We start from the raw sequence: 23,045 nt of genomic DNA, 5'->3' as shown, positions 1-23,045 counted from the left end.
ATGCCACTACAGGACTGGATGAAGATCATTTCGGTGGACGACCACGTCATCGAACATCCGCGGGTATGGCAGGACCGGCTGTCGGCGGCGCATCGCGAGCAGGGCCCGCAGATCATAGAAACCGCTGCGGGTCACCACGTTTGGCGCTTCGAGGGACAGCTGTTTCCGCAACTCGGACTCAATGCCGTCGCCGGCAGGCCTCCCGAAGAATACGGAATGGACCCAGTGCGCTACGACGAGATGATCCCGGGGTGTTACGACCCGGTCGAGCGGATCAAGGACATGGACATTGACGGCGTGCACGCGGCGCTATCCTTCCCGTCGTTCCCCGGCTTCGGCGGCAACGTGTTCCACCGCGCGAAAGACAAGGAACTTGCGCTGGCCTGCGTGCAGGCCTGGAACGACTTTCAGGTCGACGAGTGGTGTGCGACAGCGCCAGACCGGTTGATCCCGTTGGGGATTCTGCCCACCTGGGACCCGCAATTGGCCGCGACCGAAGTCGAGCGATTGGCGCAGATCGGCACCAGAGCGGTGTCCTTCCCGGACAGCCCGGTTCCACTGGGACTGCCGTCCTTCCACCACCCCGACCACTGGGAACCGCTGTGGAATGCGTTGGAAGCCGCTGACATCCCGGTGTGCCTGCACTTCGGTTCCGGCGGATTTGTCCCCGGCTTCTCGTTCGTCAAGCCGTCCGCCGACGACCCCGCCCCGTTCGCCGTGGCGATCGCCACCTTCTCGACCAACCTGATGTGGAGCACCGCCGATCTGGTGTTCTCGGGGATGCTGCAACGTCACGCGAATCTGAAGTTCCTGCTGTCCGAAGGCGGAATTGGCTGGATACCTTACCTTTTGGAGCGTCTGGACTACACCTGGGAACGCCACCGCTGGTACCAGAACATCAGCCGCACCGACCGCCCGTCGGACCTCTTCCGCAAACACATCTGGGGCTGCTTCATCGACGACGTCCACGGTGTGAACTCACGGGAGGCGATCGGCATCGACCGAATCCTGGTCGAGGTGGATTATCCGCATTCCGACTCGAACTGGCCCAACAGCCGCAAACGCATTGCCGAGAACCTCATTGAGGTGGACGATGACGACGTTCATCGAATCGTGGAACTCAACGCCCGCGAGTTGCTGCACTTCGGCTGACTCGCAATGACTTCCGACGATCAGCGTCCCGATACCGACGACTACGACCTACTGACATTCGGTGAGGTCGCGGCGCGACTGGCCGAGGAGTTGGCCGCCCAGTACGACGAACTCGACAGGCTGCGCGCAATGACGCCGCCGGATCCGAATGCGATCCGCCGGATCGAAGAGCGCATCGCCGTCTTGAAGGTGGCCGCCGACCGGTACCGGCACGAACAAGGGACGAATGAGGCGTTCCAGCGGAGATTCGGCTCCGCCATCGAGCACGAGTGAACCGCTAACCGACCGGCCACTGCAGCGTCTTGTGCTGCAAGTACTCCGACAGGCCGTATTCGCCGAACTCGCGACCCACGCCGCTGTACTTGTAGCCGCCGAACGGGGCCGCGGGGTTGAGCCCGCCGCCACCACCGTTGATGGTCACCATGCCGGTGCGTAACCGACGGGCCACGGCGACGGCGCGCTGGGGGTCTGCGGACCAGACACCGCCGCCCAGTCCGTAACGGCTGTCGTTGGCGATCCGAACGGCCTCGTCATCGTCGCTGAAGGGAATCACGACGCCGACCGGTCCGAAGAATTCCTCCTGGGCGATGCGCATCCGGTTGTCGACGCCAACGAAAAGCGTTGGTTCCAAGAAGAATCCACGGTCCAGGTGGGCGGGGCGGCCGCCGCCGAAAGCGATCTGCGCCCCCTCGGCCACCCCGGCGGCGATCAGCGACTCGACCCGCTGCCGCTGCACGTCACGGATCAGTGGACCCATCACCGTGGCGGGGTCGGCCGGGTCGCCGACACTGATGAAGCCAAGGGTTCCAACGATCCGCGCCACCAATTCGTCGTGCAGCGACTGGTGTACCAGGACGCGGGTTTGCAACGCGCAGCCCTGTCCGGCGTGCGTGATGATGCCGCCCAGCACGCTTTCCATCACCTTGTCGAGGTCGGTGTCTTCGAGGAGGATGTTCGCGGACTTGCCGCCGAGCTCCAGCACCACCTTCTTGATCGAGTCGGCTCCCTGGGCATATACCTTGCGGCCCACGGTGTCTGACCCGGTGAAGCTGACGATGTCCACCCCCGGATGCTGAGTCAACGCTTCGCCTGCGGCGATGTCGCCGGTCACGATGTTGAGCGTTCCCGGTGGCAGCCCGGCGGTTTCGGCGATCTCACCGAGCACCAACGCCTCCAACGGCGTGTACGGGGACGATTTCAGCACGGCCGTGCAGCCCGCGGCCAATGCCGGGGCGACCTTGGCCAGGTTGAGCAGGAACGGGAAGTTGAACGCGGTGATCAGCGCCGCGACGCCGTAGGGTTCGCGCACCACCACGCCCTGGCCGATACCACGACCGTAAACCGGCGGCACCGGTTGCTCGAAGGCGAACTGCGGCAACACCCGGTGTGCCATGTCGGCGAAATGGTCGATCGGCGTGCCGACCTGCAGGAAGTCGGCGATCATCCGCGTCGATCCGGCCTCGGTGATGTTCAGATCTACCAGTTCGGCACGCCTGCGGGTCATTTCGTCGGCCATCGCCGCGAGGATCTTCGCCCGTTCGGCCGGACGCATGGTCGGCCACGGTCCTTCGTCGAAGGCGCGGCGGGCCGCGCGCACTGCGGCGTCGATGTCGGCCGGGGTGGCCTGAGGCACCTCGGCGATCGTCTGCTCGGTCGCTGGGTTGAGCACCTCAAGACGTTCGTCCCCGACACCGGCGGTCCACTTCCCGTCGATGAACAGTTCGCGGGTGATCAGCGGTGTCGAAGTCATTCATTCCTCCCAGTAATCCGTGAATTAGCCAAATGAGTAAGATCATTTATCTGATGGACGCCACGAAGCGGATGAACAGCGCGACGAAATTGGTGCGGGCCCCCAAGACCGCCGAGATCATCGCGGATCAACTGCGTAGCAGCATCGTTCGCGGTGTTCTCCGCAAGGGCGACGCGCTGCCCACCGAGGTGGAATTGGTGAAGCAGTTCGGCGTCTCCCGCCCCACCCTGCGCGAGGCGTTTCGCATTCTGGAAAGTGAATCGCTGATCGTGGTCCGCCGTGGTTCGCGCGGCGGAGTACTGGTGTCCTCCCCGGAAACATCGGTGGCCGCAAGGGATTTCGGTCTGCTGCTGCAGATGTCGGGCACCACGCTGGCCGATGTGTACGAGGCGCGCAAGATTTTCGAACCGGCCGCCGCCGAGCTGCTGGCCGCCCGAGCGACACCCGAGGACGTCGCGGAACTCAAGGCCACGGCGGACGCGCTGGCGGCGTTGGTCAACGAAGCCACCGGGCCTGCCGATTTCGGCGAGTGGACGGCGGCGACGTTCCGGTTCCACGACCTGATTCTGGAACGAGCCGGAAACAACACGGTGGCCCTGATCGGAGCCGTGCTGCGCGAGGTAGTCACCCGGCACATGGAGCGCGTGGTGTCCACGACCAGCAGTCACGCCCAGATTGAAAAGCAATTCAAGCAGACCGTTCGTGCGTTCCACAAATTCATCGGCCTCATCGAATCCCGCGATGGTGTCGCGGCCAGAGAGTTCTGGACCACGCACATGGATCGGGCCGGCCGCAAGATGTTGTGGGGCGACCTGGCGACCGAGCGGGTGATCGACCTCTACGTCTGACCAGGCTGACATCAGCCCAGGACTCCGTCGTCTCGCATGCTGGTGATCTCGTCCCACTCCAGCCCGCTCTCCAACAGGATCTCCTCGGTGTGCTGCCCGAGTTCGGGTGCGGGTCCGGCCGGTGTCGTCGGCTTCCCATCGAACTGATACGGCGGGGCGACCAGGCGGAAGGTGTTTCCGTCGAGACCGGTGACGGTGGGCAGGTATCCATTGCTGGCGACCTGGGGGTTGTCGCAGACCTCCTCGAACGTTGCGGCGGCAGACCATACTCCGGAAAATCCGGCCAGCACCTCGCGCCATTCCGCGAGGGGGCGGCCGGCGAACGTGGTGTCCAGTTCGGCGATGCAGGCCGCGCGGTTGACGTAGCGGGCGACCGCATCGCCGAACCGTGGGTCGTCAGCCAAGTCGGGTCGGCCGACGAGTACACACAGCTCGGACCAGAACCGGTCCGACTGCAGGCACACCAGATTGAGCCAGCGGTCGTCGGACGTTCGGTAACTGTTGACGATCGGATTGGGGGCCGCCAGTCGGTCGGTGCGAGGTAACTCGCCGATACCCGCTGCGCTGGCGGCCAGATCGGGGCTCATGGTCCACATGCCGGTGTTCAACAGCGAGACATCGACCACGCCGCCGACGCCGGTGCGTTCGCGCCGGAACAGCGCCATGGCAACGGCGCCCGCTATTGCACTCGAACCCTGCAGGTCGAAGAACGCCGCGGGTTGCGCGGCGGGTGCGGCAGCGCGGGGCGCGGTCAACTTGTGCTGAATGCCTGCCGCGGACCATGCGGCGGCGGCATCGAATCCACCCGCGTCTGCCATCGGACCCGCACTGCCCCAACCGGATCCGCGGACATAGATCAAGCGCTCGTTTTCGGCGCGCAGGTCCTCGGCCTCGATGCCCAGCTTGGACCGCACCTTGGGCAAATAGCTGGTGAGAAACACATCGGCGGATGCGACCAAGCGGCGCAACGTGGTCAGACCGGCCTCGTGCGACAGGTCCAGCGTGATGCTGCGCTTGCCCCGATTGGGTACTTGCACAAAGGGGTCGGGCAGGGACTTGTCGGCATTGATCGCGTTGAGCAAGGCACGCTGAGGGTCGCCGGCCGGGGGTTCGACCTTGATCACCTCCGCACCGAGATCGGCCATGATGGCGCCTGCCGCCGGGACGAATGTCCACGACGCCACCTCGACGACACGCACGCCCTCGAATGGTCCGGTCACACCCATCTCCTCGGTCCGTCGGCTAGTGGTGATCCGGCGCTTGCGGCACCTGTGACACTTGCGGTGCGGGCGGTGCTTGCTCCGCCAGAGCGGCATGCATGCGAGCGAAATGTTTTGGATGCCAGATGTCTTGGTCCTCGCCCCAACCCACCTTGCCGTCGATGTCCCAGCACATCAGCGCGGTGCTGCCGCCGCCACGCTCACAGATGTGGCTCACCGCCATGCCTTCGGCGACCATCGCCCGTCCGGTGACATCTCGCAGCTGCACGTCCATGTGGGAGCCCCAGCCGGTGACCGGGTCCCGGTAGTTCTTCATCCGGCTGGCGGATTTGTCCAGCAGTTCGAACCGTCCGTCGCGCAGCAGCCACCCGTGGTTCAGGGGCGCGAAGCCCTCGGCGTTGCCGTCGGCCACCCGGACGAAGGCAAGGAACCCGGTGTCCGCGCCGGCATGGCCGAAGATGTACTGGATTCGCCCGCGCCCACGTTCCCGTTCGATCTCGCGCCAGCGCGGGCCGCCGGGATGCCGCACCCGGGTCGACTCGTCGGTCGTTTGGCCCGAGGTCTTTTCGCGCGGCGGCGCCGGGGGCCCGCCCCGTGGCGCCCACGATCGATCCCGGATGGAATAGCAGTCGATCGGAACCGACTGTCCGGACAACACCAACTCGCCGGTGACATGACCGAGTTGGTCGAGGTGGGTGTGCTCCATGAACGGCGGCTCGCCCGGAGTGAAGCGGCGTGGCTCATGTACGCCTTGGTAGGTCAGCCGGACGGCGAAATCCGCTTCGGCATCGTTGAATTCGATGCGGTAGTCACGCAGTGGCCGCAGCATCCGGACACTGAAGCCGCCGCCGGGGATGGTGATGTCACGCAGATCCGGAGTGGGATCGGTGACCGGGACGTCGGAAACCACCTTGCAGTAAGGCAACTGCTCCGGTGTCGCACCGCTCGGGTCCCAAACGTAGACCCGCCAGGTCACGGTGCCGCGGTTGGTGTGGAACGCGGCGTGCAACCACCCGCCTAACTTGCGGTCCGGGACGTTGAATGACCACCACGTCGTCTCGGTCCAGAACGGGTTGTCATCCGGCGGTGTGTGGAAGTCGTCGTCGGCCGGCAGGAACGGAGTTGCGGCGGTGATCGGTTCGGTTCTCCCGTCCGCCCTGTCCGGAGTGCGCACCTGCGCCATCACGCGATCCTAACCTAAAAGGATACTCATTTAGTAGTTACTCACCTTCAACTTGCTAGACCCGACGACCGGCGTCGGCCCAGTAGACGTCGCGAATCTCGCGCTTGAGCAGTTTGCCGGATTCGGTTCGGGGCAGGGCGGATTGGAACTCCACCGAGCGTGGGCACTTGAAACCGGCCAGGTGTGCGCGGCAATGGGCGATGATGTCGTCGGCCAACCCCGCCGATGGTTCGGCGTCGCCGACCAACTCGACCACCGCCTTGACCTGCTCGCCCCATTCCGGGTCCGGAATTCCGATGACGGCGGCGTCGGCGACCAAGGGGTGCGCGCTGAGCACGCCCTCGACCTCGGCGGGATAGATGTTCACCCCGCCGCTGATGATCATGTCCTTGGCGCGGTCGCAGATGAACAGGTAACCATCCTCGTCGAGGTAGCCGAGGTCGCCGAGGGTGAAGGCGGCGCCGCGGTGTACCGAGGCCGTGAGTTCGGCGTCATTGCGGTATTCGAACCGGGCGCCGTCCAGTCGTTCCAGGTACACGTTGCCGACCGCGTTGGGCGGCAACGGATTCCCTTCGTCATCGAGGATTTTGACGCGCATTCCGCGCACCGGCCGACCGACGGTCCCTGGCTTCTGCAGCCAGCGGTACGGCTTGGCGATGGTGGCGGCCCCCTCGGTACCCCCGTAGGTTTCCCAGATGACCGGCCCCCACCAGGCCATCATGTCCTTCTTGACCTGCAGCGGGCACGGGGCAGCGGAATGAACCACCGAATGCAGGCTGCTCAGGTCGTACTTGTCGCGGACGTCGGCGGGCAGCTTGAGCATGCGGACGAACTGGGTGGGCACCATGTAGGCGGTGCTCACCGCGTGCCGTTCGATGGCGGCCAGCGTCTGCTCGGGATCGAACCGGCCCAGGATCGCCAGCGGCTGACCGACATTGAGAGCGCCGAGATAGAAGCTCTGGCATCCGGCGTGGTACATGGCAGTCGACACTAGGTGCGCGCCCTCGAAGGGCCGAAAGTCGAAGGCGCGGCCGAAGATTGACATCGAATTTGCCGCAACGGACGGATCGCGGCCATCGAGAGGCCGCACGATGCCTTTGGGTTTGCCGGTGGTGCCCGAGGAGTAACGGATGGCGTCCCCCTGCTTGCGCCCGGCGGGCGCCGTCGTCGGATGCCCGACCAACAGATCGCGCTCCGCAATGAAGCCGGCCGGCACTTCCGCGTCGTCGCCGACGACAATGCGGAGCCGGATGTTGTCGGGGACCGCGGCGAACCGGTCCAGGTAGGCGGCATGGGTGACCAGGACGGCGGCGCCGGAGTGATCGAGGATCGAGGCGAACTCGGCCGCCGAGAGGGCGGTGTTCAGGGTGAGATAACGCAGTCCGATCTCGTTGGTGGCCAGCTGCCAGATGAGCGCGTCAACATCATTGGGCAGCGCGTAAGCCACCACCGCCTCATCGCCAAGTCCGTTTGCGCGCAGTGCGTTTGCCACCTGATGCGCGGCGGCGGCCAGTTCGCCGAAGGTCAGTGTGCGACCGCTGGGCGAGGCGACGATGGCCGGCGCCTCGGGGTGATCCTCTGCGATCCACCACACGCCAAGGCGTCGGTCCCACGGATGTCGCATCCCACCTCCCGGTGCTCTATTAGATAGAACAGTATCCTGAACTCTCAGGTAGCGGAAAGGGCGCACGCGGTGACCGCCCGGTCAGTGCTTGGGTGCCGAGGTCTCGGTCATGTGCGTACGCATTCGCATCACGGCCAATTCGGTGTCCCCGGTGACCAGTGCGTCGATGACGCCTTGGTGAGCCGGCTCGATCTTCGACGGCCTGGACATCGCACCCACCGCCGGGTCGCTGGCGGCCAGCTGCGAGAAGAACTGCCAGCCCAACCGCATGGTGACGCGGTGCGCCAATTGCAGGACCCGGTTGCCGGTGATGGCGGCTAGCGCCGAGTGGAAATCCTCGCCGTGGTCGAAGGCCAGAGCGAGGCCATGCTCGGACTCGCGGCGCAGTGACCGCTCGAGCAATTCAGCATCTTCTGGACGGGCGCGCAACGCTGCCGCGGCCCGCTCGACCACCGCCAACTCCAAACCGATGCGAAGGTCGGCGATGTCGCGCAAGCGCACCCCGCGACGCCGCAGATAAATCGTGATGATGTCGGTCAGCGCGGAGATGTCCGGTTCGGCGACGAACAGGCCTCCCCCGGGCCCGCGGCGGGTCAACGCGATCTGGTGGTACTCCAGAATCCGGATCGCCTCGCGCACCACGGCCCGGCTGGCGCGATGCTCGCCCATCAACGTCGCCTCGGAGCCGATGAAGCTCCCCGGGGTGGCGCCGGAGCTGACGATGTGGGTGCACAACTGGCGGGCCAGGGCCTCGCCCCGCTTGTCGCCGAGCGTTCCCGACAGCGCTACCGCCGGGTCGAGCCGTTGCGATGCGGCCGGATGCGCCCGGATGAAGTCAGCCTCGGCACGCAGGTGGCGCTGCATCCGATCGCGGGCCAGGCCCGGGTTGTTGCTCAGGATCGCTTTAGCGATGCCTGCGTGGGCTCGCGCGATCTCCTGGTCGATATCCTTCGGCAGGGCGGCGGTGTCATCGAAGTAGAAGTTGGTCAATCGGGCGAACGTTTCGACGAACAGTTCGAGCACCGGGTTGCCGGTCAGCGTTGCCACTTGGGAATGCAGCAGCCGGTAGTTGGAGATGTTTCCGGACGATTCCCGCTCGATGGTACGGCGGATCCCGGCGATGTCGGATTCTTTGACCCGCTGCGAAGCGATCTCGGCCGCCAACTCCTCCAACAGAATTCGAGTGTCGGCGACCTCGTCGAGGGTGGCGCCGATGCGCAGCAGGTAGATGATGGCCGGCCCGATTACCGCATCGATATCCGGCGCGTCGATGACCAGGCCGCCGCCGGTGCCGCGTCGCATCCGCGCCACACGCTGGTGTTCGACCAGCCGGATCGCCTCGCGCAGCACCGCCCGGCTGACCCCGTAGCGTTCCAACAGTTCGGCCTCAGAACCCAGCACCTGGCCCACCGGCCAACCCAGCTCGATCACGTCGGCGACGATCTGCTCAGCGGCGCGCCCGGCGAGTTTGGCGCGACGCGAATCGACGCGCGGCGCGATCAGCTGTGGATTCACCCGGTCACCGGTAGGAAGCGGGTCCGTTACGCCGGGGAGCCGCCCGCCGCTCGGCCAGTGGCGGATTACCGATATGGGTGTAGGCCATGCCGTTCTGCAGTGCGGCCGACCGCGTCATGTCAAGAGATTCCCATATCGCGCGGATGGTGCCCTGGATCGCCTTGGGATTGCGCGCGGCGATCGAACTCGCGATCTCGTGCGCCCGCGGCCACAGTTCTTCGCGGCTGACGACTTCTGACACCAACCCGATCCGCAGCGCGGTGTCGGCCGAGATCCGTTCCTCGGTGCCCATCAGAGCCCAGCGCAGCACCTCGCCGAGGGGTATTCCGCGGTGCAGCATGCCGATGGGTTCCAGCGCCGAGACGATCGAGGCGTTGGCGTGCGGGTCGAAGAAGGCGGCGTCCCGCGAACAGATGATGATGTCGGACTCGTTGAGCAGATACTGAGCACCCCCGGCCGCATACCCGTGTACCGCCGTGACCACGGGCTTCCAACACCGGTGCACGATCTTCGGGGCCACCACGGTGCCCGGGTCGAATGTGTTCCAAATATTGGTCCGGAAGAACCAGTTGCCATCCCCTTTGACGTCGACTCCGGTACAGAAGGCGCGATCACCGGCGGCCCGTACGACGGCGACATGGATGTCGTCGGTGTCTCGCACGGTTTGCCATGCCCAGGCGAGCTCGTGGGCCATCCGGGCGTTGATCGCATTCATCGCGTCCGGGCGGGCCAACGTAATGGTGGCGACGTGCTCCTCGACATCGAACTCGATGGCCTCAAGCGTGTCTGGGGTAGCGGAAATCATAGAAATCAGTGTACTAATAAACGGAGCCGAGCCACAGACACGAGGAAGTCGAAATAGGCAGCCGAGCAACCATGTCAAAAGTCATTGCGGCCATGCCGAAAACCGCGTTGGACAGTCGCGAGATGCTCGACGACCCGTTCGCCCGGCTTGCGTACCTGAGGGCACACGCCCCGGTGTCCTGGGCGACGGCTTCGCTGCTGTTGCATGGCAAAGGTGGATACCTGCTGGCCCGGTACGACGATGTCGTAACGATCCACAGCGATGAGCGGTTCTCGACCGATGTCGTCAAGTACACCTCGGTCGGCAAGTTCATCTGGCTGCTGCCGCCCACCATCCGGATGCTGACGCAGACCATGGTGTTCAAGGACGATCCGGATCACAAACGGCTACGCACGTTGGTGCACAAGGCTTTCACCCCCAGGTTTGTCCGCGCGATGACGCCCGAGATCGCCGCGATCGCCGACCGGCTCGCCGACGAAGTCAAGGCCAAGCGGGATGTGGACCTGGTCCACGAGTTCGCGGTCAAGTTGCCTCTTGCCGTTATCGCCAGCATGCTCGGGGTCGCCGACGAGGACCGCGACCGGTTCCAAATGCTGGTCGAGAAGGTCAGTTCGGAGTCCAACACGTTGCGCGGATTCGCCACCGCACGAAAACTCGTCAAGCTCTTCGAGGCACTGGTCGAAGAACGCCGCCTGCGCCCGGACGATGGACTGATCTCAGAACTCGTGCGCGCCAACGAGGGCGGCGACCGGCTCAGTCACAAGGAGACCATCGCCATGGTCTTCCTACTGCTGCTGGCGGGACATGACACCACCGCCAACCTGATCGGCAGCAGCGTGCTGGCCCTGATCGAGCATCCCGACCAACAAGCTTTGCTGCGTGAGCAGCCAGAATTGTTGGAGACCACCGGGCTGGAGGAACTGCTGCGGTTCACCTCCCCGGTCGCCGACGGCGCCACCCGGCTGGCGACGGAGGATCTGGAGATCCGCGGGGTCCCGATCCCCCGCGGTTCACAGGTGGTCGGCTCGATCGTTTCGGCCAACCGGGATGAGGCGGTGTTCGACAACCCCGATGCGCTCGACCTGACCCGAAAGCCCAACAAACACCTGGCTTTTGCGTTCGGGATCCACTACTGCTTGGGCCATCAGTTGGCGCGGCTGGAGGGCCGTGCCGCGTTGGCCACGCTGCTGGAACGCTTCCCCAACTGGGAATTGACGGCACCGCGAGAGAGCTTGCGCTACAAGCCCACGGTGTCGCTTCGAGGCCTGACCGAACTACCGATACGGATGTACTGACATGACACAGACCGAGGAAGCCCGGGACTTCGACCACGCCATCAAGGACGAGGACATCGAACGTGCCAAGCTGCTACTCGGCCTCGACGCCCCGATCAGCATCGACGAGCATCACCGCCAATTGAGCGTCGACGCGATTCGTCAGTTTGCGATCGGCTACGGCGACGACAACCCACTGTTCGTCGACCCCAGTTACGCAGCGCGAACCCGCTGGGGCGGCCCCATCGCCCCGCCGATGATCCACTCGGCGCTGTCGAAAAAGATGTTGGGCGACAAGATTCCCGAGGACATCCGCAAGGCCACCCGGGGATTGTTCTCCGGCATCCACATCTTCGTGTCCGGCCAACACACGGAGTGGTACCAGCCGGTGCGCCCGGGTGATGAACTGTACGGGTTCGGTGGTCTGGAGTCGATCGAGGAAAAGAACAGTGAGTTCGCCGGCCGCTCGGTCATCCGGGTCCGGCGCGTGGTGCGGATCAACCAGCGCGCAGAGGTCGTGGCCATTGAACGGACGATCCTGATCGCCACCGAACGCAAAAAGTCGCGTGAGCGCGGCAAGTACATGGACATCAAGCCGGCCACCTATACCGACGAGCAGATCGCGGAGATCGACGCGATCTACGCGGCCGAGGGTCCGCGGGGCGCCGAGCCGCGCTACTACGAGGACGTCCGGGTCGGCGAGCAGCTTCCGCGCATGGTCAAGGGCCCGCTGACGCTGACCGACATGATCTGCTTCCACGCCGGCGGATACGGCTTCGGACCATACGGAATCGGCGGTGCCCGAGTCGGATACAAGAACCGCCAGCGGGTGCCGAAGTTCTACATCAAGAATGCCGCCGGCATCCCCGACGTGGCGCAGCGGCTGCACTGGGAGAACGAGTGGTCGCAGTCGATCGGCAACCCGATGGCTTACGACTACGGCATCATGCGGGAATGCTGGCTGACCCATTACCTCACCGACTGGATGGGTGACGACGGCTGGTTGCTGCGCCAACACGACGAGATGCGCAAGTTCAACTACATCGGCGACACCCAGTTCATCACCGGCGAGGTGGTCGGCAAACGCGTCGAAAACGGTAACGGCGTCGTCGATGTCGAATTCCGGGCGACCAACCAGCGTGGCGAGGTCACCGCACCGGCCACCGCGACGGTGGCGCTGCCGAGCCGGGAGTTCGGTCCGGTGGTGCTTCCCGAGCCGGATCCGGCACTACGCCGCAAGGCCGCCGCAATGATGGCACGGCACAACGAATTGGCCCGCGGAACCAAGCGGTGATCCCGGCCGGCGCCCACCTCGATACCGGTACCGAGATGGTGCTGGCGGCGGTGGTCGACGGTGTCGGAGTCGTCGCCTTGAACCGGCCGCAGCGCCGCAACGCCCTGCACAACGAGATGTACGAGGCGGTGCCCCGCCTGTTGGAGCGGTTCGCCGCCGACGACGGCGTCGGCGCCGTGGTGATCACCGGAGCGGGGCAGGCATTCTGCGCCGGCGGCGATGTGCGTGACGGCGGGTCGGCCAAGGCGGTTACCGGGACCGGCGGCTCGGAAGCCCAAGAAGCCCAAATCGCCGCTCGTAGCACACTGTTGGCCGACAACGCACGCATGGTCACACTGCTGCACGAGATGCCGAAAGTGACGATCGCGGCGTTGCCGGGCGCGGCCGTCGGCGCGGGTATGAGCATCGCGCTGGCCGCCGACCTGCGGATCGCCGCCACCTCGGCCCGGCTGATCCCCGGGTGGTCGAAGCTGGCGTTCTCGGGCGATTTCGGTGGGGCCTGGTTTTTGACACGGTTGGTTGGCCCGGCGAAGGCGCTGGAGTTACTGATCGCCGACCAGGCCATCGACGCAAATGCCGGGCTGCGGCTGGGGCTGTTCAATCGGGTGGTGGACGACGCCGACCTGCCGGGCGAGGCGTTGCGCTGGGCCAGCGAGATCGCCGCCGGCCCGACCTATGCTTACGCCGCCACCAAAGCCAATGTTTCTGACGCACAACGGCTGCCGCTAGCCGATGCGCTGCTGCTCGAAAGTGAGCGGATGGTGCGCACCGGACTCACTCAGGAGCATCGGGATGCAGTCAAGGCATGGCTGGCTGCGGCGAAGGCGAGCAAGCGGTGACCAGGACGCGTCGCGAGATACCCGCCGACGTCAAGGATTGGATCGCCGAGACGACGGGCGCCGAGCGGATCGAGGTCAAGCAGGTGCCCGGCGGCGCGAGCCGCCAGGCGTGGTTCGTGGATGCCGATGATCAAGCCTTGTTCTTGCGGTACGACCCGCGAGAACCACAGCCTGGCGGTGCATTTCATCGGCTGCAGGTCGAGGCCGAGATCATGGCGGAACTGCACCGCCACGGTGTGACGGTACCCCGGGTCGTGGCGGCCCATCCGGAAATTCAGGCGGTGCTGCTGCAGCGGGTTGACGGGGAGACCTGGTTTCGGCTGATCGCCGACCCCGACGAACAGGTCCGCACCGCGCAAGACTTCATCGCCAAATTGGCTGTGCTGCACCGGATCGACGCCCGGCGCTTGCAAATCCCCAGCCTGGGGCCGGCGGGTCCGGTCGACGGACACGTCCGCGCCGAGATCGCCGCGATGCGGCGCCGGGTGGACGCAGGTGGAAAGCCCGCGCCGTTGTTGCGGTTCTGCATCGACTGGCTGGAGCGGAATGTGCCCGACTACGACGGGCCGACGGTGCTGGTGCAAGGCGACACCGGCCCGGGCAATTTCATGTACGCCGACGGCGCGGTCACCGCGATTGTGGACTGGGAGCTGGCGCACTTCGGTGACCCGATGGACGACATCGCCTGGTTGTCACTGCGAACGGTGCAGGACACCTTCACCGATTTTCCCGCCCGGCTCGCCGAGTACGAGCGAGCTTCCGGCCACCGCATCGACCCGCAGCGGGTCTGGTACTACCGGTTGTTCGCCGAAACTCGACTCGCCTCGGTGAGTCCGGGCAGCATCGACGTGCGGGCTTCGGCGCCGGCCGGCTCACCGGATGCGGGCAATCGGCTGATCTACGGCATGCTGCACCGTCGGCTGCTGGTCGAGGCACTGGCCCACGTCGTCGGCATCCCCGAAGTCCACGTGGACTTTCCCGACGCCGATCACCGGTCGGAATACGCCGCGGTCTACGACGCGGCCGCGGCGGCCATGGCCAGTGCCGCCGAGCGGGCCACGGACGGGCTGGCGTTGCGCTACATCAAGGGTGCGGCGCGGCTGGTGAAGTACCTCGCCGAGGTCGATCGGATCGGACCGATCATCGATGCCCAGGAGACCGCCGAACTCGCCACCTTCCTGGGGTCGACGCCGGCTTCGGTATCGGAGGGCCGCGCGGCACTCGCGGAGCTGGCCGGGCGCGGCGAGATCGACCAACGGGACTACGTCGCACAACTCTGGCGCGGCATCAAACGCGATGACTACCTGACCCGTACGGCCTCGGGCGCATTGAGTCGCCGCACTTGGCCACCGCTCACACATCCCGGCAACGTCCCCGCCACAGCCCGATGTTGACCCAGCACATCCCCGGCGAAATCCTCGGCGCCGCGGCTAGTTTCCGAGACAAGCGGGTGGTGGTACACAGCGACGTCCGGTGCGATTCGGCCAGCCTGGGTGACCTGGTCGACGAAAGTTGCCGCGTGGCAGCGGGTCTGGCGGCGCTCGGAGTGCGACCGGGTGACGTGGTGGCGGTGCAGCTGCCGAACTGGCGTGAGTGCTTCACCGCACATGCCGCGATCTGGCTGTGCGGCGCCGTGGTGCTGCCGATAGTGCCCAGCTACGGACCGGCAGAACTGGAGTTCATCACCCGACGCGCCCAGGCCAGGGCCGTGATACTGGCCCGGACGGCAGGCAAACGCGATGCCGCTCCCGCGCTCGCCGCGTTGGCCCCGGTTCCGGGCCTCGACCACTTCGTTCTGGTGGGCGACCCACTGCCAGGCACGGTCGACTACGCCGAACTGGCCGACTCTGTGGCAACCGACTTCGATCCGGTGACGCCGGCGGACCCCCGCGACCGGTGCCTGCTGGTGTACACCTCCGGAACCACCGCCGAACCCAAGGGTGTGCAGCACAGCCACGCCAGCCTACTCGGTGAGATGCGGTCGATGGACGAACTGCGCTCGGCGAGAGCGAATCTCACTACGCTGACGGTGTTTCCGTCCGGGCACATCGCCGGCACCCTGGGCATCCTGCGGTTGTTCTGCCGGGCGGGCACCACCATCGCTCTGGATTCCTGGAACGCCGAACGGGCCGCCCGGCTCATCGCACGCCACTCCGTCGGCGTCTCCGCCGGCGCACCGATCCACCTCAACGGCATTCTCGATGTGGCCGAGCGCGACGGGCTCGATTTGTCCAGCTTGAGCGAGTACGTCACCGGCGCGGCCGGGGTGGCCGGCACGCTGATCCGTCGCGCGGCCCGGTTCGGGGTCGGGGCGTTCCGCTGCTACGGGTCCTCCGAGCATCCGACCATCAGTTCCGGGCGACCCGAGGATCCGCTGGACAAGCGCGCCGACACCGACGGCCGGATCACGCCCGGAACCGCCATCAGGATCGTCGGCGACGACGGTGCCGACGTGGCAACCGGTGTGGCCGGTGAAATCCTCACCCGCGGACCCGAGTTGTTCTGTGGTTACACCGATCATCGACACAACCGGGACAGCATGCTCGATGGCTGGTTCCGCACCGGGGACGTCGGGCGACTCGATGCCGACGGCTATCTCACCATCACCGACCGCAAGAAGGACATCATCGTCCGTGGCGGCGAGAACATTTCGTCCAAAGAGGTCGAAGACGTGCTGAGCAGCCATCCCGCCATCGCCGAGGCGGCCGCCGTGGGCGCGGTCGACGAAGTGTACGGCGAACGGGTGTGCGTCTTCGTCGTGGTCAATGCCGGGCAGCGCTTCGAAGTGGCCGACGCTGCCCGCCATTTCAGGGAGTGCGGTCTGGCCCGGCATAAGACGCCGGAGCGCGTCGTCGTGGTCCCCGAATTACCCCGGACGGCCAGCGGCAAGGTCCAAAAACATGTACTCAGGGAGCAACTGAACAGCCGATGAAATGGGGAATGCCTTGGCCGGGAACGGTTCTCGCACAACAATGCGAGGAGGCGGGAGCGACGGCGTTCTGCGCCGGTGAATTTGTCGATGCCAGTGCGTATGTGACGGCTTCGGAGATGGCGCACGCCACGACGGCGGCCCGGATAGGACCGGGTATCGCCTACGCGTTCGCTCGATCGCCGTTCGTGCACGCCGCCGCGGCCCGGCACCTGAACAAGATCGCCCGGGGTCGGGTCTTTCTCGGACTGGGCGCTGGCACGGGGCGGATGAATCGCGATTGGTTCGGCGTGGACTCCAGCCACCCGGCGCCCCGGATGAGGGAGTTGGTCAGCTGCATCCGAGCCTTTCTGACGGCGGAGGACTATCAGCGGATCACGTTCGACGGGGAGTTCTACACCGTGAACGCCCGCATCCAAGCGCCCGTCATGGGACCCATTGACATACCGATCCTGTTGGGTGCGTTCAACATCCACATGATTCGCACCGCCGGTGCCGTCGCCGACGGGGTGCTGGGTCATGGCCTGTTCACCGACCGGTGGTGGAACGAGGTGGTGGATCCACAGCTACGGCTCGGCGCCGAACGCGAGCGGCGCGACAGTGCGGGACTGCTGCGGTGGGGGTGGGTGATCACCGCGATCGACGACGCTGATCCGCAGCGAGCGATCGAGGACGCCAGACGTCAGATCGCGTTCTATCTCACCGTCAAGACCTACGACTCGTTGGTGACGTTGCACGGCTGGCAGGACGAGGTCGCCGCGATCCGCCGGGAGTTCGCCTCCGGCGACCCCCGCAAGCTGGGCAATCACGTGAGTGAGGAGATGTTGTGGTCGATGGCGGTGTGCGGAGACGCCGGCCAGGCCAGGGAAATGCTGTCGAATCGGCGGCGCCTTCCGGAGCTCGCAATCCTCTCCCCGCCGGCGTTTCTGGTGAGCTCACGGCGTCGGGCGAACTATTGCGCGAACGTCCTGGCGGTTGTTTCGGAGATGGGAGTGTTCCAGTGACCGCAGATCAGAACACCCGCACCGAGGTCGAGGACCACACCGGGCTGTTTGACGGCGCGAAGGACTCGCCGCCGATCGTCTGGCTTGCCCGCCTGGGTGGCGTGTTCGTGGTGTTCCAGGTGTACGTGTACCTGCGCTGGATCTTCTCCGACAGGTTCACCCCGATGCCGAGCGGGCCCGATCCGGTCCCCGGTTCGGCCATCTTCTGGGTCCGGTTCTGGGAGATAGGCTGCGTCGCCGCGGGTGTCGGTCTGGTGTGGTGGATCATCCGCAAGACACGTCGCGACGGGGAGTTCCCCGCTGTCGGTGTATTCGTGGTCGCCTGGCTGCTGGCCGCCTGGCAGGATGTCGGCGTCAATGCCACGCGCCCGGTATTCGCCTATAACAGCGCCTTTTTCAACATGGGCACCTGGGGGGAATTCATTCCCGGCTGGGTGAGCAAGGGAGCCGAGAACCCACAGCCGATCATCTATTTCCTGGCCAGCTATATCGTGCTGACGCCGCTGGCGATCATGGGTATCGACACGCTCATCGTGCGGATGCGAAAGGCCGTTCCACGCCTGAACCGGGCGGGGGTCATCGCGGCGATGCTGGTGCTGTTCATCGTGCTGGACATCGCCCTGGAACAGTTTTTCCACCGGGTCAGGCTGTGGACCTACCTCCGCGTCGACGGTGATTGGTCAATCTTCCCCGGCACCCTGTACCAGTTCCCGTTGTACGAGGGGGTTTTCTTCGGCGGGGTGGTCAGTGTGTTGTCCATCGCCATCTACTGCTTCCGGGACGGACAGGGACGGATGATCAGCGACATCGGCATCGATAACCTGCGCAACAAGCGCACGGTGCCGCTGGTGCGGATCCTGGCGCTGACCGCGGTATTCAACCTGATCATGATGGTGTTCATGTTGGGTTTCAACCTGGTCAACCAGCACGCGGACACCCAACCCGCCGAGCGGGTGCCGAGCTATCTGCACCACGACATGTGCGGAATCGCGCCGAATCCACCCTGCGCGCCGCGGCCCTGACGGTCAGGCAATACGACACCGCCCGTCGGCACAGTATTGCCCCTCTCCCCGGACCGAACTGACCGGGAGCGCGTTGCCGAATACAGTTAAGGGCCAGAAGGAGGGACATTCCAATGCCGAACGATTACCGCCGTACGGTGGCCGCCAGTTGCGCCGCCCTGTCTGCCCTGGCCCTGCCAACCGTCCTGAACATCGCCTCGGCTCAGGCTGACCCGTTACCCGCCTTTTGCGTGCCGTCCAGCGTCGTCGACAACGTTTGCACCGTGCGCCTGACGTCAGTGACGGACAATGTCACCGACGGGACGATCACCGGGACCCCTGTGGGTGGCGGAGCGGCGATTACCCTTGCGGGACAAGGAGATGCCTACCAGAAGTCGGCGGGGTTCGGAGACGTGCGACCCGCTCCCGTACAAGAGTGGGACGACACCCTCGACAAGGTCAGCAATCTCCCTACCGACCCGTCCGACCCCAACTGGTACGGCAACGCCAAGTCAAAGGCCTTCCTGCCCCGTACCCTGAATAGCCTTGCCGCCCAGTTCCCCCCGAATATCCTGGTGGTCCGGTTCACCCCCGATGACGCCCGGCCGGGTTGGTTCCGGCTCGTGTCCATTCAGCCGACGCACCAGTAACGGGCGCCTAGGACTCCAGGTCGACGACTGGGAGTCCGGCCGCCTTCCACGCCTGAAAGCCACCTTCGACGTCGGTGGCGCCGCTGAGCCCGATGCGCTGCAAGGAGGCGGCGGAAAGGCTTGAAGCGAGTCCGAGATTGCACAGCACGATGATCTTGTCGTCCGGTTGCGGCAGGGGCGGCAGTTCGGCCGCCTCCTCGGGGGTGAACAGCGGGCGGTGAGTGGGGTCGAGGAAGACCTCGACGGCGTTGCGGGGCACTCGGATTGCGCCGGGGATGATGCCGTCAGCCGCCTGCTCTTCGCTGGTGCGGGTGTCGATGAGTAGCACGCCCTCATCGAGCGCGGCTGCCGCCTCCTGCGGTGTGAGCCGGTCAAGGTTGGCTTGGGCCGCGTAGATGAGTTCGAGCGTGCGACTAGTCGCTGTGTTGGTCATAATTCTCCTCAAGGGACGCACTGTCGGCAGGCCATCAGCCACTCAACACGACGGCAGGCGCCCAGCAACAGGTTTAAATTCACGACTATTCCGGTACTAGATTTGAACCGGTAACAATCGGGTAGCGTCGCCGCTATGTCCGTGGTGCCGGCCGAATACTGCCCAGTGTCTATCGGTGCGAGCATGCTCGCCGACCGCTGGAGCCTGTTGATCGTCCGAGAGGTGATGGTGGGCGCCCACCAGTTCAACGCGATCCTGCGAGGACTTCCAGGGTTGTCGCGGAGCCTGCTGACCACCCGCTTGCGTCATCTGGAAGAACTCGGCGTGCTCAAGCGCGTACCGACCGGCAGCGGACGGACACACGAGTACCGCCTCACGCCTGCCGGCGAAGACCTGCATGAGGTCATCTATGCCCTGGGGCGATGGACCGTGCGCTGGTGGTTCCCTGCGCCCCAACCCGAACAGGTCGACAACGCTCTGCTGCTGTGGCGCATGCGGGCCGGGATCACCTCGCAGCTGCCCGAGGGACGCACCACCATGCTGTTCGACTTCACCGACGGCGATGTGAAACGCGGATGGATCGTGGCCACCAACACCGAAGTGTCTGTCTGCCTTCACGATCCGGGATTCGCCGTCGACCTGCAGGTGACCGGCAGTGGCCGTCTATGGCATGAGATTTGGTTCGGTCACCGCGACCTGAAGCAAGCAATCGCCGATGGCGACATCGTCATCGAAGGGCCCGCCAAGCTCGCTCGTGCGCTGCCCAAATGGTTTGCGCTGAGCCCATTTTCCGCCGACGTGGCCGCCACCGCGGTGCGCCGCTAGTTCAAGAAAGGTAAATATGTCTGACACCCTGCGGGCCCTGGCCGGCTTACCCGGACAACCGCCCCGACTAGCCGACTCTGCACTCATCCTCATCGACTGTCAGAACACATACACAAGCGGCACAATGGAACTCGACGGTGTTCAGCCGGCCTTGGATGAAGCCGCCGCGCTACTGGACCGAGCTCGCAGCGCCGGCGTGCCCGTCATCCACATCCAGCACAACATGGGTCCGGGCTCGCTCTACGACATCGAAGGCGAGTCGGGCGCGATCGTCGCCCCGGTCGCGCCCCGCGGCGACGAACCCGTCGTGGTGAAGTCCTATCCCAACTCATTCGTGTCGACCGACCTCGACGAGCGGCTCAAAGGTCTGAACGCGACGCACCTCATCCTTGCCGGATTCATGACCCACATGTGCGTCAATTCAACCGCGCGCGGGGCGTTCAACCTCGGGTACGCACCCACCGTCGTCGCGTCGGCAACCGCGACTCGGGCGTTGCCGGGCGTCGAGGGCACGGTGTCGGCCGCAACCATCCAGGCCGCCAGCCTGGCCGCCATCTCCGACCTGTTCGCGGTCGTCGTTCCGGACGTGGCGGCGATCCCAGATTGACCACGAGAGCGCGTCGGCTGTCTCGGGCCTCTAGGCAGGAGTGAGGCGGACCCGCAGGCACGTCGGGCCGCGCAACAAGCTGTTGGTTGACCAGCGCGTATCACCCACCGCCGAGATCCCACTCGCCTGCGTCACAAACTCCCGCAGCACAGCTTGGGCTTCCATGCGAGTGAGTTGCGCGCCGATGCACAGATGGACACCGAAGCCAAAGGCAATGTGCTGGGTGGGGTTTCGGTTTACCCGAAACTCGTCGGGTTGGTCGAAGACCCTTGGGTCGCGATTGGCGGCACCGATGCTGAGCAAGACACGCTCGCCGGCCGGAATGGTTACGTCACCCACCTGGTAATCGCGGGCCGCTGTGCGATGCACGTTCTGGGCAGGTGAGAGGTAACGCAGGCCTTCCTCGATCGCCATTGGGATAAGTCCAGTATCGGAGCGCACCATTTCGAACTGTTCCGGGTGGTCAGCCAGTGTCGCGAACAACCCGCCGAGCAGATTGGTGGTGGTCTCGTTGCCCGCAAGGAGCAGCAACATCGCAAATTGAAACAGCTCCGAATCGGAAAGGGAGCCCGCCTCATTCTCGGCCAGCAGTCGGCCGCAGATCGTGCCTGAGCCCTTCAACCCACCGAGGGCGAACTGCCGCCTGAAATATTGATGCATCGCCCAGGAACCGCGGAGCATCTGCGTAAATTTGCGGGCACCCTCGGCCGTCAACGCCACACCGGTGAGCTGCGTCGCCGCTTCGGACCACCTCCGGAAATCTGCGACATCCGTGTCGGGGATACCTAACAGCTGTGCGATGAGACGCACCGGAACCGGCACCGCCAACCGCTGCACGACATCGCAACCGGGATTTTCAAGAACGTCGCGCACCGTCTCCGCCGCGAGCTGATCGATTGTCAGACGCCAACTTTCCAACGCCGCCTTGGTGAACGCGGGCATCGCCTGGCGGCGCAGCTTCGCGTGTTTCTCACCGTCGGTCGAGACCAGGATCGGCGCACGGACCCTGACCCGGGCTGGCCCGTCAGCGCTAGCGTCACGAAGCGCTCGCCGGACGTCGTCGAGACGGCTCAGGATCCACACCGCCCGCTTCGGGTTGTACTGCACGCGACTGCCCTCATGCAGTTGGCGGTAGGCATCGTGCGGATGGGCCGCGGTCGAAGGGTCGAGCGGGTCGTAGGCGGTGATCGCCGCCCCGTTCCGCGCTAATCGGCGGGCACGGATCCCCCTGCTGTTGGCCCGGATGGACCCGCCGAAGGCCTTTACCGCGGCGCCAGTGAATCGAACGGTTTCCGTCACAGCCATGCGCCACGCCTCCGACACGATTACAGATCGGACCGTAACGGTTGGTCCCGCAATTAACAAGGAAAATGACCGCAGTGAAAATGACGATTGATGGGCTGGCCCGCCGCGGCGAAATGACCAGGCTGAACGCGAGTGGCAAAGCCGCGCCGGCCTTTAGAACCGACGACCATCTGTCTCGTATACGGCGGATCAAATCGCTTCGGGTACAAGGCTTTTCGTTGGACATCAGGCGGCAGCGCGGCGCCGGCATGATCCGCGAGGGCGTTGGGCGCACCGAAAACGGCCAACGCACCGTCACCGAGGAACTTGTTTCCTTGCCCACCGACCCCCAGGACGGCGGGCACCACGATCTCGAACAACTCGTTGAGCCGCGCGACGGTGTCCTCGGCCGTGTTGGCCTAGACCGGCAGAACCACGGCGAACGTGATTGCACAGATCGCCCACGAGTATCTCGCCCCGTACCGGTCCCACGCCCACTGCCAGATGCGATCCATGCAGCGAAGTTAAACGTCGGTAGCGCCGAACTGAGGCTGTTGGTGATCCCGTCGCCGTTCCCCATTTGGCCCGTTACGGCAACGTGAATGAACGCGGTCAAGACACCCGTCGACCTGACGCCGCGCGCTCCGCCCAGAATCGAGTAGGGGGCCGGGTTGACCGGCCCCCTCTCACACCACCGGACGTGCGGGCCTCGCATCCGGCGGTTCGCTAGGTCGTGTGGAATCTGGCCCAGGCGTGGTGAAACGTGATGAGGCCCTGCCGGTCCCAGTATCGGTTGGGCAGTGCCCGC

Annotated in this window: 21 protein-coding genes and 1 pseudogene; 13 read left to right on the top strand and 9 right to left on the bottom strand. The window is 65.3% G+C overall.

The annotated features are described in order from the left end of the window. A complete protein-coding gene (locus G6N68_RS03905) occupies positions 1–1,152 on the top strand; it encodes an amidohydrolase family protein (protein WP_163708109.1) in 1,152 nt (383 codons plus the stop codon). 6 nt (positions 1,153–1,158) lie between these two features. Beyond that, positions 1,159–1,425 carry an acyl-CoA synthase gene (locus G6N68_RS03900; RefSeq protein WP_163706401.1) on the top strand — a complete coding sequence of 89 codons (267 nt, stop codon included), beginning with the start codon at positions 1,159–1,161 and terminating at the stop codon, positions 1,423–1,425. Between the two features lie 4 nt (positions 1,426–1,429). On the opposite strand, the gene G6N68_RS03895 is transcribed toward G6N68_RS03900, so the two are convergent. Beyond that, positions 1,430–2,902: an aldehyde dehydrogenase family protein gene (locus tag G6N68_RS03895; RefSeq protein ID WP_163708106.1), complete on the bottom strand. Its 1,473-nt coding sequence runs from the start codon at positions 2,900–2,902 to the stop codon at positions 1,430–1,432. A gap of 32 nt (positions 2,903–2,934) precedes the next feature. Here G6N68_RS03895 and G6N68_RS03890 point away from each other — a divergent pair, with 32 nt between their 5' ends. Continuing rightward, a complete protein-coding gene (locus G6N68_RS03890) occupies positions 2,935–3,750 on the top strand; it encodes a FadR/GntR family transcriptional regulator (protein WP_240355364.1) in 816 nt (271 codons plus the stop codon). Positions 3,751–3,761: 11 nt separating this feature from the next. On the opposite strand, the gene G6N68_RS03885 is transcribed toward G6N68_RS03890, so the two are convergent. The 5 genes from G6N68_RS03885 to G6N68_RS03865 form a co-directional block, all read right to left on the bottom strand. Then, positions 3,762–4,976, bottom strand: a complete 1,215-nt coding sequence (locus tag G6N68_RS03885; protein ID WP_240355363.1) for a CaiB/BaiF CoA transferase family protein — start codon at positions 4,974–4,976, stop codon at positions 3,762–3,764. Positions 4,977–4,992: 16 nt separating this feature from the next. Continuing rightward, a complete protein-coding gene (locus G6N68_RS03880; RefSeq protein WP_240355362.1) occupies positions 4,993–6,153 on the bottom strand; it encodes a DUF7064 domain-containing protein in 1,161 nt (386 codons plus the stop codon). A gap of 55 nt (positions 6,154–6,208) precedes the next feature. Further along, positions 6,209–7,777: an AMP-binding protein gene (locus G6N68_RS03875; protein ID WP_163708100.1), complete on the bottom strand. Its 1,569-nt coding sequence runs from the start codon at positions 7,775–7,777 to the stop codon at positions 6,209–6,211. 81 nt (positions 7,778–7,858) lie between these two features. Next, positions 7,859–9,292 carry a FadR/GntR family transcriptional regulator gene (locus tag G6N68_RS03870; RefSeq protein WP_163708097.1) on the bottom strand — a complete coding sequence of 478 codons (1,434 nt, stop codon included), beginning with the start codon at positions 9,290–9,292 and terminating at the stop codon, positions 7,859–7,861. Positions 9,293–9,296: 4 nt separating this feature from the next. Beyond that, positions 9,297–10,097 carry an enoyl-CoA hydratase/isomerase family protein gene (locus G6N68_RS03865; protein ID WP_163708095.1) on the bottom strand — a complete coding sequence of 267 codons (801 nt, stop codon included), beginning with the start codon at positions 10,095–10,097 and terminating at the stop codon, positions 9,297–9,299. A 71-nt stretch (positions 10,098–10,168) separates the two neighbouring features. Between G6N68_RS03865 and G6N68_RS03860 the strand changes: the two genes are divergently transcribed. The 8 genes from G6N68_RS03860 (at position 10,169) to G6N68_RS03825 (ending at position 19,088) form a co-directional block, all read left to right on the top strand. Beyond that, positions 10,169–11,392 (top strand): cytochrome P450 family protein, encoded by a 1,224-nt coding sequence (locus G6N68_RS03860; RefSeq protein ID WP_163708093.1) that lies wholly within the window; start codon positions 10,169–10,171, stop codon positions 11,390–11,392. A gap of 1 nt (position 11,393) precedes the next feature. After that, positions 11,394–12,665, top strand: coding sequence for an FAS1-like dehydratase domain-containing protein (locus G6N68_RS03855; RefSeq protein WP_163708088.1), 1,272 nt, complete (start codon positions 11,394–11,396; stop codon positions 12,663–12,665). After that, positions 12,662–13,504 (top strand): enoyl-CoA hydratase/isomerase family protein, encoded by an 843-nt coding sequence (locus tag G6N68_RS03850; protein ID WP_240355361.1) that lies wholly within the window; start codon positions 12,662–12,664, stop codon positions 13,502–13,504. The genes G6N68_RS03855 and G6N68_RS03850 overlap by 4 nt, the downstream gene beginning before the upstream one ends. Then, positions 13,501–14,898 (top strand): phosphotransferase family protein, encoded by a 1,398-nt coding sequence (locus G6N68_RS03845; protein WP_163708085.1) that lies wholly within the window; start codon positions 13,501–13,503, stop codon positions 14,896–14,898. Before G6N68_RS03850 ends, G6N68_RS03845 begins: the two co-directional genes overlap by 4 nt. Further along, positions 14,895–16,436, top strand: a complete 1,542-nt coding sequence (locus tag G6N68_RS03840; RefSeq protein ID WP_240355360.1) for a class I adenylate-forming enzyme family protein — start codon at positions 14,895–14,897, stop codon at positions 16,434–16,436. The genes G6N68_RS03845 and G6N68_RS03840 overlap by 4 nt, the downstream gene beginning before the upstream one ends. Continuing rightward, positions 16,433–17,437, top strand: a complete 1,005-nt coding sequence (locus tag G6N68_RS03835) for an LLM class flavin-dependent oxidoreductase (protein WP_163708079.1) — start codon at positions 16,433–16,435, stop codon at positions 17,435–17,437. The genes G6N68_RS03840 and G6N68_RS03835 overlap by 4 nt, the downstream gene beginning before the upstream one ends. Next, positions 17,434–18,459, top strand: a complete 1,026-nt coding sequence (locus G6N68_RS03830) for a spirocyclase AveC family protein (protein ID WP_163708075.1) — start codon at positions 17,434–17,436, stop codon at positions 18,457–18,459. The genes G6N68_RS03835 and G6N68_RS03830 overlap by 4 nt, the downstream gene beginning before the upstream one ends. A 113-nt stretch (positions 18,460–18,572) precedes the next feature. After that, positions 18,573–19,088, top strand: coding sequence for a hypothetical protein (locus tag G6N68_RS03825; RefSeq protein WP_163708071.1), 516 nt, complete (start codon positions 18,573–18,575; stop codon positions 19,086–19,088). 7 nt (positions 19,089–19,095) lie between these two features. On the opposite strand, the gene G6N68_RS03820 is transcribed toward G6N68_RS03825, so the two are convergent. Further along, a complete protein-coding gene (locus G6N68_RS03820; protein WP_163708068.1) occupies positions 19,096–19,521 on the bottom strand; it encodes a rhodanese-like domain-containing protein in 426 nt (141 codons plus the stop codon). A gap of 135 nt (positions 19,522–19,656) precedes the next feature. Between G6N68_RS03820 and G6N68_RS03815 the strand changes: the two genes are divergently transcribed. Both G6N68_RS03815 and G6N68_RS03810 read left to right on the top strand, forming a co-directional pair. Then, positions 19,657–20,346 carry a winged helix-turn-helix transcriptional regulator gene (locus tag G6N68_RS03815; RefSeq protein WP_163708065.1) on the top strand — a complete coding sequence of 230 codons (690 nt, stop codon included), beginning with the start codon at positions 19,657–19,659 and terminating at the stop codon, positions 20,344–20,346. A 16-nt stretch (positions 20,347–20,362) separates the two neighbouring features. Beyond that, on the top strand, positions 20,363–20,953 hold the full coding sequence (locus tag G6N68_RS03810) for a cysteine hydrolase family protein (RefSeq protein ID WP_163708062.1): 591 nt from the start codon (positions 20,363–20,365) through the stop codon (positions 20,951–20,953). 30 nt (positions 20,954–20,983) lie between these two features. Here G6N68_RS03810 and G6N68_RS03805 read toward each other — a convergent pair whose 3' ends face one another. Then, a complete protein-coding gene (locus G6N68_RS03805) occupies positions 20,984–22,258 on the bottom strand; it encodes a cytochrome P450 (protein WP_163708059.1) in 1,275 nt (424 codons plus the stop codon). Positions 22,259–22,449: 191 nt separating this feature from the next. Beyond that, positions 22,450–22,656: pseudogene (locus G6N68_RS03800) on the bottom strand (adenylate/guanylate cyclase domain-containing protein); the annotation flags it as partial. Positions 22,657–23,045 lie beyond the last annotated feature (389 nt).

The sequence above is a fragment of the Mycobacterium bourgelatii genome (genome assembly GCF_010723575.1).
GTDB lineage: Bacteria > Actinomycetota > Actinomycetes > Mycobacteriales > Mycobacteriaceae > Mycobacterium > Mycobacterium bourgelatii.
This window is presented reverse-complemented; position numbering and strand designations above follow the sequence as displayed.

Excerpts from the sequence above, each read along its gene's own strand:
- G6N68_RS03905 (WP_163708109.1), top strand. The coding sequence starts at position 1 with ATGCCACTACAGGACTGGATGAAGATCATTTCGGTGGACGACCACGTC.
- G6N68_RS03900 (WP_163706401.1), top strand. The coding sequence starts at position 1,159 with ATGACTTCCGACGATCAGCGTCCCGATACCGACGACTACGACCTACTG.
- G6N68_RS03895 (WP_163708106.1), bottom strand. The coding sequence starts at position 2,902 with ATGACTTCGACACCGCTGATCACCCGCGAACTGTTCATCGACGGGAAG.
- G6N68_RS03890 (WP_240355364.1), top strand. The coding sequence starts at position 2,935 with ATGAGTAAGATCATTTATCTGATGGACGCCACGAAGCGGATGAACAGC.
- G6N68_RS03885 (WP_240355363.1), bottom strand. The coding sequence starts at position 4,976 with ATGGGTGTGACCGGACCATTCGAGGGCGTGCGTGTCGTCGAGGTGGCG.
- G6N68_RS03880 (WP_240355362.1), bottom strand. The coding sequence starts at position 6,153 with ATGGCGCAGGTGCGCACTCCGGACAGGGCGGACGGGAGAACCGAACCG.
- G6N68_RS03875 (WP_163708100.1), bottom strand. The coding sequence starts at position 7,777 with ATGCGACATCCGTGGGACCGACGCCTTGGCGTGTGGTGGATCGCAGAG.
- G6N68_RS03865 (WP_163708095.1), bottom strand. The coding sequence starts at position 10,097 with ATGATTTCCGCTACCCCAGACACGCTTGAGGCCATCGAGTTCGATGTC.
- G6N68_RS03860 (WP_163708093.1), top strand. The coding sequence starts at position 10,169 with ATGTCAAAAGTCATTGCGGCCATGCCGAAAACCGCGTTGGACAGTCGC.
- G6N68_RS03855 (WP_163708088.1), top strand. The coding sequence starts at position 11,394 with ATGACACAGACCGAGGAAGCCCGGGACTTCGACCACGCCATCAAGGAC.
- G6N68_RS03835 (WP_163708079.1), top strand. The coding sequence starts at position 16,433 with ATGAAATGGGGAATGCCTTGGCCGGGAACGGTTCTCGCACAACAATGC.
- G6N68_RS03825 (WP_163708071.1), top strand. The coding sequence starts at position 18,573 with ATGCCGAACGATTACCGCCGTACGGTGGCCGCCAGTTGCGCCGCCCTG.
- G6N68_RS03820 (WP_163708068.1), bottom strand. The coding sequence starts at position 19,521 with ATGACCAACACAGCGACTAGTCGCACGCTCGAACTCATCTACGCGGCC.
- G6N68_RS03815 (WP_163708065.1), top strand. The coding sequence starts at position 19,657 with ATGTCCGTGGTGCCGGCCGAATACTGCCCAGTGTCTATCGGTGCGAGC.
- G6N68_RS03810 (WP_163708062.1), top strand. The coding sequence starts at position 20,363 with ATGTCTGACACCCTGCGGGCCCTGGCCGGCTTACCCGGACAACCGCCC.
- G6N68_RS03805 (WP_163708059.1), bottom strand. The coding sequence starts at position 22,258 with ATGGCTGTGACGGAAACCGTTCGATTCACTGGCGCCGCGGTAAAGGCC.